Source organism: Shewanella frigidimarina NCIMB 400, from assembly GCF_000014705.1.
Taxonomy (GTDB): Bacteria; Pseudomonadota; Gammaproteobacteria; order Enterobacterales; family Shewanellaceae; genus Shewanella; species Shewanella frigidimarina.
In genome coordinates, this window is record NC_008345.1 from 2,206,519 (window position 1) to 2,219,912 (window position 13,394).

General features: G+C 41.2%; 10 protein-coding genes and 1 pseudogene. 4 read left to right on the top strand and 7 right to left on the bottom strand.

What is annotated here, in order from left to right; genetic code table 11:
• The first annotated feature begins 219 nt into the window (after nucleotides 1-219).
• Together SFRI_RS09590 and SFRI_RS09595 are read left to right on the top strand one after the other, a co-directional pair.
• Entirely contained in the window at nucleotides 220-1,302 is a 1,083-nt protein-coding gene (locus tag SFRI_RS09590) for an efflux RND transporter periplasmic adaptor subunit (protein WP_041412926.1), read from the top strand.
• Nucleotides 1,299-4,401 (top strand): annotated as a pseudogene (locus SFRI_RS09595) (efflux RND transporter permease subunit). The gene SFRI_RS09590 and the pseudogene SFRI_RS09595 overlap by 4 nt, the downstream one beginning before the upstream one ends.
• 227 nt (nucleotides 4,402-4,628) lie before the next feature.
• Here the strand turns inward: SFRI_RS09595 and SFRI_RS09600 are convergent.
• Both SFRI_RS09600 and fadE read right to left on the bottom strand, forming a co-directional pair.
• Entirely contained in the window at nucleotides 4,629-5,057 is a 429-nt protein-coding gene (locus SFRI_RS09600; protein WP_011637331.1) for a PaaI family thioesterase, read from the bottom strand.
• A gap of 89 nt (nucleotides 5,058-5,146) precedes the next feature.
• Entirely contained in the window at nucleotides 5,147-7,594 is a 2,448-nt protein-coding gene (fadE, locus tag SFRI_RS09605; protein WP_011637332.1) for an acyl-CoA dehydrogenase FadE, read from the bottom strand.
• A 248-nt stretch (nucleotides 7,595-7,842) separates the two neighbouring features.
• Here fadE and SFRI_RS09610 point away from each other — a divergent pair, with 248 nt between their 5' ends.
• Complete coding sequence (locus tag SFRI_RS09610; RefSeq protein ID WP_011637333.1) at nucleotides 7,843-8,619, top strand: class II glutamine amidotransferase; 777 nt, start codon at nucleotides 7,843-7,845, stop codon at nucleotides 8,617-8,619.
• Here the strand turns inward: SFRI_RS09610 and SFRI_RS09615 are convergent.
• From SFRI_RS09615 to trhA, 3 genes are all read right to left on the bottom strand, one after another.
• On the bottom strand, nucleotides 8,605-9,564 hold the full coding sequence (locus SFRI_RS09615; RefSeq protein ID WP_011637334.1) for a DUF3108 domain-containing protein: 960 nt from the start codon (nucleotides 9,562-9,564) through the stop codon (nucleotides 8,605-8,607). The two genes, SFRI_RS09610 and SFRI_RS09615, sit on opposite strands and share 15 nt — an antisense overlap.
• 75 nt (nucleotides 9,565-9,639) lie before the next feature.
• Nucleotides 9,640-9,984 (bottom strand): MGMT family protein, encoded by a 345-nt coding sequence (locus tag SFRI_RS09620; RefSeq protein WP_041413551.1) that lies wholly within the window; start codon nucleotides 9,982-9,984, stop codon nucleotides 9,640-9,642.
• Between the two features lie 116 nt (nucleotides 9,985-10,100).
• Nucleotides 10,101-10,784, bottom strand: coding sequence for a PAQR family membrane homeostasis protein TrhA (gene trhA, locus SFRI_RS09625; RefSeq protein ID WP_011637336.1), 684 nt, complete (start codon nucleotides 10,782-10,784; stop codon nucleotides 10,101-10,103).
• 254 nt (nucleotides 10,785-11,038) lie between these two features.
• On the opposite strand from trhA, the gene SFRI_RS09630 reads away from it, so the two are divergent.
• A complete protein-coding gene (locus tag SFRI_RS09630; RefSeq protein ID WP_011637337.1) occupies nucleotides 11,039-11,677 on the top strand; it encodes a hypothetical protein in 639 nt (212 codons plus the stop codon).
• A 71-nt stretch (nucleotides 11,678-11,748) separates the two neighbouring features.
• Here the strand turns inward: SFRI_RS09630 and rrtA are convergent, their stop codons facing one another.
• Nucleotides 11,749-12,378, bottom strand: coding sequence for a rhombosortase (gene rrtA / locus SFRI_RS09635; RefSeq protein WP_011637338.1), 630 nt, complete (start codon nucleotides 12,376-12,378; stop codon nucleotides 11,749-11,751).
• A 185-nt stretch (nucleotides 12,379-12,563) separates the two neighbouring features.
• Nucleotides 12,564-13,271, bottom strand: a complete 708-nt coding sequence (gene queC, locus SFRI_RS09640; RefSeq protein ID WP_011637339.1) for a 7-cyano-7-deazaguanine synthase QueC — start codon at nucleotides 13,269-13,271, stop codon at nucleotides 12,564-12,566.
• Between the last annotated feature and the right edge of the window lie 123 nt (nucleotides 13,272-13,394).

The following is a 13,394-nucleotide window of genomic DNA, read 5'->3' on the forward strand; positions in this document are numbered from 1 at the left end:
ATATTCAAATAATGAGTAAAACTAATAAAGTATGCATAAATTCTGTTAATAATGTGAATTAAATGCATATTTAGCGCGGGTGAACTATTTGTTTAATCTGTTCGTAATTTGTAAGCAAAAGTAAAACAACTTGATGTGAATGTATTGCGAAGTACAATTACTTTAGATAAAAAAATCATAGATATAATTCATTCAACCTTTGATGGTTACGGACTCGAAATGAAAAAGATAATCGTACTGATTGCCATAGTGCTAGCGGCACTGTCGGCTTACTATTTACTGGCTCCTAAAGAAGCGATAGTTCAACGTCCTAGGCCAATACCTAATGTGGTGGTTGCCAAGGTGGCTATTATGCCTATTCGTGATGAAGTCGAAGCATTAGGTACGGGTAAAGCCTATGAGTCTATTATCGTTACCTCTAAAGTTACTGAAATTGTCACCAGTATTAATTTCAATGATGGCGATTTAGTTAAAAAAGGCTCGTTATTAGTACAACTCAGAAATGACGAACATAAAGCCAAAGTAGCCGTTACCGAAATTAAGTTAGTTGAAAACCTCCGCGAATTAGATCGTATCCGATCATTGGTTACCAGCAAAACGATTGCAGAATTAGAACGCGACCGTTTACAAAGTTTAATTGATACCACTCGTGCAGAAGTGGCTCAGGCTAAAGCTGCACTCGAAGACCGCGCAATTAAAGCCCCATTTCCAGGTAAATTAGGTTTGCGCCAAGTGAGTGTGGGCAGCTTAGTGACCCCAGGTGAGCAAATTAGTACCTTAGATGATGTGAGTAAAATTAAATTAGATTTCTCAGTGCCAGAGCGTTTTATCCAAGAATTACAACCCGGCAAACTCGTTGAAGCTAAAGCTGTTGCTTATCCAGACCGGATATTTAAAGGTGTCGTTACTTCGATTGATAGCCGCGTGAACCCAGATACTCGAGCGGTAGTTGTGCGCGCGGTAATGCCTAATGATGATTATAAGCTACTGCCTGGCATGTTGATGAAAGTGCGTCTTATTAAGCAAAGTCGCGAAGCATTACTATTACCCGAAGCTGCAATTATTCCTATTCAAAACAAGCATTATGTTTATGTAGTAAATGCTGAAAATGTTGTCGAACAGCAACAAGTTACTTTAGGCAGTCGGACACGTGGTTGGGTTGAAATAACCGATGGGCTTAAGGTTGACCAACAAGTGATTATTCGCGGAATTTTAAAAGTTCGACCAGGAGATAAAGTTCAAGTTGAACAAGCCGAAAACTTTAAGTTTGCTCAAGTAGAAGGTATGGAGAAGTCAGCATGATATTAACTGACTTATCGGTTAAACGGCCTGTTTTTGCATCTGTTATCAGTATCTTGCTGATTGTTTTAGGGTTAGTCTCATTCGATAAATTACCCTTGCGGGAATACCCAAACATTGACCCGCCTATAGTGTCAGTCGAAACCAGTTATCGCGGCGCCAGTGCTTCAGTAGTTGAAAGCCGAATCACTCAACTTATCGAAGATCGAATAAGTGGCGTTGAAGGCATCCGCCATATTAGTTCGTCAAGCAGTGATGGCCGTTCAAGCGTTACCATTGAATTTGATATTAATCGTGATATTGAAGCGGCAACCAATGACGTTCGTGACCGTATTTCAGGTTTATTAGAACAGCTTCCAGAAGAAGCTGATGCTCCCTCTATTTACAAAGCCAACGGCAGTGATGAAGTCATTATGTGGCTCAATTTGGTCTCTGACCAAATGGATATCTTGCAGCTTACTGATTACGCGAATCGTTATTTAGTGGATAGATTTTCAGTCATCGATGGGGTGTCAACATTGCGTTTGGGTGGCGGCAAAGTGTATGCGCTGCGAATCTGGATTGATCGCCAAGCATTAGCATCGCGCAACCTAACGGTATCTGATGTCGAAGCTGCATTACGTTCTGAAAACGTCGAGTTACCAGCGGGTTCTATTGAATCGAAAGAGCGTCACTTTACGGTGCGCCTAGACAGAGTATTTAAAACGGCAGAAGATTTTTCTAACCTAGTCATTAAGCAAGGTGATGATGGTTACTTAGTCAAATTAAGTGATGTCGCCAAGGTTGAAATTGGCTCAGAGGAAGAGCGGATTATTTTCCGCGGTAACAAAGAGGCAATGATTGGTTTAGGGGTCAGTAAGCAATCTACCGCTAACACCCTTGAAGTGGCGCGCGCTGCTAATGCATTGGTCGACAAACTTAATCCAACATTGCCAGCAGGAATGGAGATCAAACGCTCATACGACAGCTCGGTGTTTATTGAAGCTTCTATTGATGAGGTTTATCAAACACTGTTTATCGCCATGGTGTTAGTGATTATCGTTATTTACTTGTTTTTAGGTTCTGTGCGAGCGATGTTAATTCCAGCCATCACAGTGCCCGTATCCTTAATGGGGACGTTTATAGTGCTATATGCACTAGGGTATACCATCAACTTACTGACCCTCTTAGCGATGATCCTTGCGATTGGTATGGTGGTTGATGATGCCATTGTGATGTTAGAGAATATTCATCGACGGATTGAAGAAGGTGATTCTCCGCTTAAAGCAGCCTTTCTAGGTGCGCGTGAAGTGGGCTTTGCCATTGTGGCAACGACTTTGGTACTGGTAGCTGTATTTATGCCTATTACCTTCTTAGAGGGCGATTTAGGCAAGTTGTTTAAAGAATTTGCGGTCACCATGAGTGCGGCTGTGATTTTTTCCAGTATTGTGGCGTTAACACTAAGCCCGATGATGTGCTCAAAGTTATTAAAGCCTGCAACACAAGATCCTTGGCTGGTTAAACAAATCGATAAAATGATGAGCAAGATATCGGGCTGGTATTTGATAAGCTTGCAAGCAGGGGTTAAGCGACCTGTATTAGTGTCATTAATCGTATTAATCTCGTTTGCATTAAGTAGTTTTTTACTGAATAAAATCCCTCAAGAATTTGCTCCACAAGAAGACCGTGGCTCGATGTTTTTAATGGTTAATGGGCCTCAGGGTGCCAGCTTTGAATACATTGAAAAATACATGGATGAAGTTGAAGGCCGCTTAATGCCTTTGGTCGAAAGTGGCGATATTAAGCGCTTATTGATCCGCGCTCCGCGCTCCTCGTGGCTTTGGCACCGCATCAGACTTTTCTAACGGTATGGCCATTATCGTTTTGGAAGATTGGGCTGAACGTAGAAGTGCCAATGAAATTATTGTTGATATCCGCAATCGTTTATCAGATTTAGCTGGTATTCGTGCATTCCCGATTATGCGCCAAGCTTTTGGTCGCGGTGTAGGTAAGCCAGTGCAGTTTGTGATTGGTGGCCCAAGTTACGAAGAATTGGCTGATTGGCGTGACATTATGCTCGAGAAAGCCAAAGAAAATCATAAGCTCATTGGTTTAGATCACGATTATCAGGAAACTAAACCTCAGTTGAGAGTGGTGATTGACCGTGAACGTGCAGCAGATTTAGGTGTCTCAATTGCTCATATTGGTCGAACCTTAGAGTCGATGCTTGGTTCGCGCTTGGTGACAACCTTTATGCGCGATGGTGAAGAGTATGATGTGATTGTCGAAGGTAATCGTGACAATCAAAGTACCGCTACAGATATGGAGAATCTTTACGTTCGTTCGGATCGCTCGCAACAACTGATCCCGTTATCGAACTTAGTCTCGATTGAAGAGTTTGCCGATGCTAGCTCGTTAAATCGATACAATCGTATGCGTTCTATCACCTTAGAAGCCAATTTGGCCGATGATTATACGTTGGGTGAAGCGTTAGATTATCTCAACCAGCTTGCAGCGACTTATTTACCTGCAGAAGCAGTGATAAGTTATAAGGGGCCATCGTTAGATTACCAAGAGTCAGGTAACTCAATGAACTTTGTCTTTTTACTCGCATTAGGCATTGTGTTTTTAGTGCTTGCGGCACAGTTTGAAAGCTATGTTCACCCCATGGTGATCATGTTAACCGTTCCGTTAGCAACATTAGGGGCCCTAATTGGGTTATGGTTTACCGGTCAAAGTATTAATATTTACAGTCAAATTGGCATTATCATGCTGGTTGGTTTGGCGGCTAAAAACGGCATTTTAATCGTTGAGTTTGCCAATCAATTACGAGACCGTGGTGTTGAATTTCAACAAGCGATTTTGCAGGCTTCGACTCAACGATTACGACCTATTCTAATGACCGGTATTACGACTGCGGCAGGGGCTATTCCATTAGTGTTATCCAGTGGTGCAGGGGCTGAAACTCGTTTTGTTATTGGAGTCGTGGTGTTATCAGGCATTTTACTGGCAACCTTCTTTACCTTAATCGTTATTCCTGTTGCTTATAGCTTGTTTGCTCGTAATAGTAGCTCACCAGAAGCGGTCGCTAAGCAGTTAGAGATAGAGTTAAAAGAAGGCTAATCGCGTCAACATTGATGTGCAAGTCTTGAAATAACCGGAAATTGGGATAAACAAAAGCCAGTCATGTAATAAGTGACTGGCTTTTTTGTTGCTGTGTTTTGTACGCAAACAACCTTTGATTCAATACAATCTCTAAACTCAGTGACAACACAGAATGACATCACTAATGGAATGAGTATTATGATCCCGTTTCATCTAGTCGTGCAAAGTACAGTTTATCCTACTATCTAAGGGCGAAGAATAAGGCAGGTCGCTGTAGCAGTAGCGAGTAACTTACCTTCTTCAGTGGTTAAGGTGCCTTCAGATATGCCTAACGACTTTGATAAGTTCATTAAGCTTCCCTTAGCGATTAATCGCTGGTTTTGTGGTACAGGGCGAACCATTTTAACGTTCAAATCAATGGTTGAATAACTTACCCCAGCAGGGAGTGCTGAATGAACCGCGCAAGCAGTTACTGTGTCCATAACCGTTGCTGCAAAGCCACCGTGTACGCCGCCCATCGGATTTAAATGACGTTCATCTGCATGCGCTTCAAACGTTACAGCGCCTTCACTGACTTCAATGGCTTTCATCGGTATTGTTTGAGTAATAGAAGGGGCAGGTATGTCGCCATTTAACATGGCTTGCATCAATTGTAATCCGCTTAACTGTTTCATCATTATCCTTCTAACATCATTAAACTGTAGAGATGAAAAAGGGTAAAGCTTGCGCTTTACCCTTTTTATTTTAGGTTTTAACCTAGCAGCTAGGCTGCTTTTTCTTGCTTAGCTTTAGGTGCTAGTTGCGCACGAAGCTCATCGGTATCGAAATCATCAACGTTAATTGATTTTAAGCGGCCAATTTCAGCTCGTTCAAGTAAAGCGATTTCGCTGTCGCTTAACACACCAAGCGCTTTACCTTCTGCAGCAACTTTATCTAACCACATAAATGGCAGACGCTTACCAGCAGCTTTACAGACTTTGTCGTACAGTGGCTCTGCGGCAAGGATATCTTTAAACGTTTGTTCTTGGATACCTACAGCATTAAACTCAGATGCAGTCCAGAACTGGCCTTTACCTAAACGGTCACGGCTAGCACAAGGCGTTTGCATAATCTTAGCCACTTTGTGGTCTAATACATCACTAGGACGCTTAATCGGACGACCGAATGGGAAAATAACGGCACGAAGTGCAATGCCTAATCCCATTGGGAAGTTGTTCAGTAAGTCATCTAACGAATCTTGTAACTTGTATAATGAATCTTCAACAGCCCATTGAACTAAAGGTAAATCTTCAGTTAAACGACCATCATCTTCATAGCGTTTTAGCGTTGCTGAAGTTAGATACAGCTGGCTTAATAAGTCACCTAAACGAGCAGAAATACGTTCTTTACGTTTAAGGTTGCCACCTAACGTTGCCATAGCTAAGTCAGATAATAATGCTAAGTTAGCACTGAAACGGTTCATCTGTTGGTAGTAACGCTTGGTTTTATCTGAGTAAGGGCTATTCGAGAAACGAGATGAGGTTAAGCCCATCCAGAAGCTACGAATAAAGTTAGACGTTGCAAAGCCAATATGGCCAAAGATAGCCGCGTCAAAGTTAGCTAAACCACGATTTGCGTCAGTATCAAAAGCAGATTCCATTTCGGCCAATACATATGGATGACAGCGAATTGCGCCTTGTCCATAAATGATCATTGAGCGAGTTAGAATGTTTGCACCTTCTACAGTAATCGCAATCGGTGCAGCTTGATAGCCACGACCTAAGTAGTTATTCGGCCCTAAACACACACCTTTACCGCCGTGAATGTCCATTGCATCAATAACACACTTTTGCATTCTGTCGGTTAAGTGGAATTTAACGATGGCTGAAACAACCGATGGCTTTTCACCTAAATCGATAGCGGTAGTGGTTAATGTTGCCACTGCATCCATTAGATAAGCATTACCGCCTAAACGCGCCATTGGCTCTTCGATGCCTTCTAACTTACCGATAGGTAATTTAAATTGACGACGAATACGTGCATAAGCACCGGTTGCAACAGCGGCAGTTTTAACGCCACCAGCTGAGTTTGAAGGTAAGGTAATACCACGACCTACAGATAGACACTCAACCAACATTCTCCAACCTTGACCAGCCATTTCTGGACCACCAATGATGAAGCTTAATGGTACAAACACTTCGTTACCGCGTGTTGGACCATTTTGGAACATACAGTTCAATGGGAAATGACGACGTCCAGTTTCAACACCAGGAATGTCAGTAGGAATAAGCGCACAAGTAATGCCTAATTCTTCTTTATCACCTAGTAGGTGATCAGGGTCGCGTAGTTTAAACGCAAGCCCAAGTACGGTAGCAACAGGTGCTAAGGTAATGTAGCGCTTGTTCCAGGTAAGTTTCATACCAAGCACTTCTTCGCCTTGGAATTCACCTTTACATACAACGCCGAAATCTGGGATTGAGCCAGCATCACTACCTGCTTCAGGGCTAGTAAGTGCAAAACATGGCACTTCTAAACCTTGAGCTAAACGAGGTAGGTAATGATCTTGCTGCTCTTTAGTACCATAGTGCTGTAATAACTCACCAGGGCCTAACGAGTTAGGAACACCTACTGTTGAGGCAAGTTCGCTACTTACACCAGCAAGTTTTTGTAATACACAAGATTGAGCATAAGCTGAATATTCAAGCCCGCCGTACTTTTTCTTAATGATCATCGCGAAGAAACCATGATCCTTTAAGAACTGCCATACATCTTGTGGCAAGTCACCTAGCACATGCGATACTTCATGTTGATTAAGCATTTTACACACTTCTTCAACGGGTCCGTCTATGAATGCTTGCTCGTCTGCGGTTAAACGCGCTTTAGGATAGTTATGTAATTTGCTCCAGTTAGGGTTACCGGCAAATAAATCTGCTTCCCACCACGTTGTACCTGCTTCAATGGCTTCTTTTTCAGTAGAAGACATTTCAGGCATGATACCGCGATACACTTTTATCAGCGGACGACTGATAAAATTCTGTCTGAATGATTTGATGTTTAGTGGCAGCGCAATGACAAGGAAAACAATCCATGTAATTACACCAATAATGTCCAAAGTGCTACCGACAACTAACACAATCGCCGCAGCAATTGTTGTAGATAATAACGATACCCGCAGGTATGCCATGGCGCCGAGCACAAAGATCATCGCGATGATCCAAAGTAGGGTGGTCAATGTACTTCTCCTTAAAGCTATTTAAGTAGACAAATAACTTATTTTATTATTGATCTCATTCACAAGAAAGAGCGTGGTCAGACCTGTGTCACGTAAAAGTTAACCTTATGAGCCCTCGAATACAAGTGTTTTTCAAACAATTGTTTAAATATTTGTGTGTCAGAAATATTCCACTCAATAAGCTTAGTAGATACAATACGTTCTTCAAAAGTGTTTAGCTCAACATAGCAACAGAAAAGGCAAGGCAAATGTGTGAATTACTGGCGATGAGTGCCAATGTGCCAACGGATATTGTTTTTAGTTTTACAGGCTTAGCTGAACGCGGTGGTGTTACCGGTCCTCATGTTGATGGCTGGGGAATTACTTTCTATGAAGGTAAAGGTAACCGTACTTTTAAAGATGCTTGTCCTAGCAGCAAATCACATATTGCCGAACTTATTAAGTCATATCCGATTAAAAGTGAAATTGTGATCAGTCATATTCGTCAGGCAAATCGAGGTTGTGTATCGTTGGTTAATACTCACCCATTTAGTCGCGAGCTATGGGGCCGTTATTGGACTTATGCGCATAATGGCCAATTAACAGATTATCAAGCTACCTTCTCAGTATCACGCTTTCAGCCTGTTGGCGATACTGACAGTGAGCTGGCTTTCTGCTGGATATTAGAGTCTGTAGTTAATAAGTTTGGCGAGTTTGAACCTGAAAACATGAACGAAGTGTTTCAGTATATAAGCCAACTTGCGGATGAAATAAGACAGTTAGGTGTGTTTAATATGTTGTTGAGCAACGGCATAGACTTAATGACTTATTGCACTAACAACTTATGTCATATTACCCGCCGCGCTCCATTTGGACAGGCAACGTTGATTGATACTGATGTTGTCATCGATTTTAGTCAGGAAACCACACCGAATGACGTGGTGACTGTGATTGCGACTCGACCATTAACCAACAATGAAAATTGGGTGGTTTTACAACCGGGTGAATGGAAGTTATTCCGTAAAGGCGAGCTAATCAACGGCTAACTGTTTAATTTCGTCTAATTCAGACTCACTAATACCAGCTTCATTTTCAGCTTCAGACATCAGTTCATCCACAGCAGTTGAAGCTTCAGGCTTAGGGCCATCGATGACGACAGGCGTCATGGGTGGCAATGGTTGTTCAAATTGGTAGCTTGCTAGCTGAATATCGAGTTGCTTACTGCCTTTAGAAAAATGGCTTAAACGTACAGGTAGATAGGCTAAATCAGGCGCCATCCAGAAAAATGTTTGTCTTTTGGTACTGTCACGCACCACTTCAACTTTAACCGTATCGTAAGTGCCGCTTTTTATTGTGACTTTTTCTTTGCCTATAACTCTAAATTGATAGTCATCGACTTCTTTTTCTTTGACCATTTTATAATCTAATGGGCGTATATTGGCCGCGAGGTCCATTCTGAATTGTAATTGAACCATTAACGGATCAAACACTTTTTCTTCATATGGCAGTTTTAATGCTTCTTGCTTATAGATGGTGTGAATAAATTTCTGTGCTTTGGCAAATGCAGTCTGTTCGGTGTAATCACTGCCTGTTCCAGTGCGTTCTTGTATGTATCTAAATGGCACCAATTTACCGTTTTCAAGGGTGAATTCGCTGGTAAGATGACGCTGATCAGACAGCATTAATAAGCTGACATCGCTGTCGAAATGATAGCTGTAAAAGCCGCTGTCGGTTGCAGGTAAACGATAATTTGCTTCGCCTAATTCGAAACTGCCATAAAACACATTGTATTTTGCACTGTGGGCCGTTAATGGCGATAAAATAGCAGCCTGTTCAATGGCACTTAATGAGGCCGGGACATCAATTTGCTCGAGTTTTTCTGCAATCACAGCAGTTTCTGACACAGTCAATTTAGCCGTAGACTCAGTATCTGCAGTGAGTTGTCGGTTGTCAGAGGCCTGTACGAATAAGACAGGGCTAGTGCACAACATCAGAGTGAATAAGCGAGTTAATTTATTGACCAATGTATAATTACCTTAAAGTTTAGAATTCTGAATAGGCTAAGATTAAAACGGTAATGTCATTACTAAGGTGGCTAGATCGGGTTTCCATTGATATTGAGACAACGAAATCTTGCCTACGTTCACTGTTATACCTTCTAATCTTAGTAATTCTTGCTGTGTTTGAAAAGGTTCGGTATTTTTTGCGAAGGAAATCCTACCTTGACTACTGATAACCCTATGCCATGGGAGCGCAAGCGTTTCAGGCGCTAATTTCAATGCTCTAGAGACATAACGCGCACGACCAGGTAACCCTGCTAAATCAGCGACAATTCCATAAGGTAGCACAGTGCCTTGAGGGATAATATTAACAATAAACCATATTCGCTCCATTGGCGTCAGTTTAGTCATGTGTTTCCATATAGTGTCTTTAAGCAGAGTTAGCTGTGTATTAGCAACAGATAATAGAAAAATTGCGGCCATAGTACAACCGCAATTTTATGAGAAGTGATATTGTCTTTAGAGCGTTATAGTACGGTGAGATAAATACATAAAAAATGGCTGAATGCCCCACCAAGCACAAATAAATGCCAAATGGCGTGATTAAACGGAATGCGTTTTCCAACATAGAAAATCACTCCTAGACTATAAAATAAACCGCCTATAAGGAGTAAGCTTAAGCCTAAGTAACTCATGTGAGTTTTTAAGTCGCCCATCACAGTGACACATAACCAACCCATCACTAAATACAGCACCACACTAAAGGCCTTAAATCGACCGATAAACAATGTTTTAAAGATAACCCCGCCCAAAGCTAAAGACCAAATGGCAGTAAGTACCACAGTGGCTTGTGTGCTTTGTAAACTGATTAGCATCATTGGCGTGTAAGTGCCTGCAATCAAAGTGTAAATAGCACAGTGGTCTGCCATTTTATAGCGTTTGCGCCACAATGCACTTTTGCTTGAGTGATATAATGTAGAGGCAAGAAACAAAGCGATAATACTAATACCATAAATTACCACACCAGTAATTTGCACAAAGGTTAAATGATCGGGTGCTTTTATCAGCATTAACATTAAGCCGATGATGCCGGCAACAATACCTAATGCATGTGAAAGGGCATTGGCTTTTTCTTCCGCTTGGCAGTAATCTGATCCAGTGGATTCGATAACTGTTTGCTGAGATGCCAGAGTGTTTGATAATGAATTCATAATATCCTGTAAATAGTGCTGATTGGATTTTGAGCACCGCTAGTCTATCAGTCTCAATACTTAATAGCTATATTTAGGTGAACACGTGTAAGCTGAAAATGAAGTATCCATTTATGTTACTTATAATGCTAATTTAACGCTCGATTGGCTAAATATTTGTTAATTCAATTCATCCATAAACCTCATAAAAAGGTGCTACTTAATGAGGTTTATAACGTTATACTTAACCGATCATTCTTGGTGAGTTAGTCTATATGCCTGAAAAAAACCAACAGTCGAGTTCGCTTCAATCTACTACAACTAATAGCGCTGTTCCGCATTGGGGCAACATGCCATCACCGCGGGTTGAAAATGCTAACATTGAATTTAACAAAGACGTGATACCTTTTGTTGAGAAAGAAGATGAAGTGATAGATGAAAATGAATTACAACATCATCAACAACAAGTCGCTGATAATATTCAGTTGCAGTTAACGGGTGCGATTGGATCTGAACCTGCTAGTAGTGAATCGTTACTACAGCCAAACGAATCAATGATGAGTGGCAATGTTTGGCAACGTTTTTTGGCAGTAGTCAGTAAAAGTCGTTACACAACATTGATAGTGATATTTATACATGTGTTCGTTATTACTATTGCGTTGCTATTTGGACGAGTTGATATCAGTGGTATGACAGAAGTTCCTGTGACAGAACCTTCGACTAAACCATTACCGCCATTAAAAAGTTATCTTATTACTCAAGCTGAATACGATAAATTAGTTGAGCGAGCACAATCAAATGCCCCAGTTCAATCTACCGAATCTGAATCTGAAAAATTGACTGTTCCAGGGATGTCTGAGGAAATGGATGGACAAGAGATTGAGTCAGAGTCTGCAGAACCTATAATCAATTAAGCGCACATACCGTTTATCCAGTATGTGCGCTAAAACAACTACGCTTAAGTCAATACAGTTTGCGTGTAGCGTTAAGGCAGGTGGTGATATTTGAAGCGATGGGCAATCGCTGACCAGCACAACGCGCACAATATTCCACAAATAAGACCAACCAGATGTGATTCAGTGGCAACTCTGGCATTAATTAACTGGGTAATACTGCTCGTCGCACCAAATACCTGCTCGTATCCGACTTTAATGATCACGCCAAGCAACAGTAAATAACCTGAACGGTAACCTTTGCGAATGTCCATTACTGCACCAAAAGCAAACAACCCATGCAACAAACCACTTAAGCCTACATAAGCTTTTAGACTAGGATAAAAGAAATATAAACCAATACCTTCTAATAAACATAAACTGAGAAACAGTAATATCAACTTGCCTGGATGACGCTTGTAATGGACTTCATGTAAAAATACAATCACCCAAAATCCTGCCAAATTCATCAGCAAATGCCATAAATTAGTATGCAACAGGTTACCGGTGATTAATCGCCATATTTGTCCATCAGTAATGGCGTTATATTGATAACTTAAATACTGATCAATAGGCAAAAATGCTGGCGTAGGGATATCTGCTGCAAACAGCCCAATACAAATAAGGCTGATGACAACAACAAAGTGATAAAGTCCAACAGTGTTTGATTTATGATTTAGCAAAATATCCTCTTTGCGCACCGTCAAAACAAGCCAATTTAATTTATCCAAAAACACTAAACTTAACTGTAGCGCAAAATTGCCGCATAGCGTTAACCTGTGTGCATTTTTGGTGTCGTCATCAAAATAGCGCTGCGACAGAGCTGCATTAATCCGTTGCAGTTAGTTACAGTATGTTATCGATATTGTTATAGCTTACTGTTTAATGAGTCCATCACTGATTGACTATTTTGCAAGTAATCATCTAGGCCACGTTGACGTAAGACACAAGCGGGGCAGTCACCACAACCTTTACCAACAATACCGTTATAACAAGTTAACGTTTGATGTTGTACTAATGCTAATTGCTGATATTTATCAGCCAGTGCCCAGGTTTCAGCTTTATTGAGCCACATTAATGGGGTAATTATCTTAAGGGGTTTATCCATTCCGAGTGCTAATGAGTTTTGCATTGATTGAACAAATTCATTACGGCAATCTGGATAGCCCGAAAAGTCGGTTTCACACACGCCGGTAATAATGGCATCGCAACCTAATTGGTAAGCATATATACCCGCAAGAGTTAAAAATAAAATATTACGTCCAGGCACAAAAGTATTCGGCAAGCCATTATTCATCAGCTCATGTGATACAGGAATAGCATCACGTGTTAATGCTGAAATGGCTAACTCGTTTAATAAGGTGGTATCCATGACTTTATGGCTAGCTAGTTTCAACTCAGTAGCCAAGGATTTTGCCACTTCGATTTCTTGACGATGGCGTTGGCCATAATCAAATGTTATCCCGTGTACTTCGTCATATTGAGATAAGGCTTGAATAAGGCAAGTGGTTGAATCTTGACCGCCACTGAAAACAACAAGGGCTTTAGTTGGCGTGTTTTGCTTTGCATCTGACATGGATATACTCTTAACGTACTGAACTGACTGGTAAGATCGGAGTGATCAACCCCTAGTGGTCCAGGTAAATAGAACTGATATGTTACCTAAGCCAGACCCAACTGCAAAGCCATAGGTGTAAAT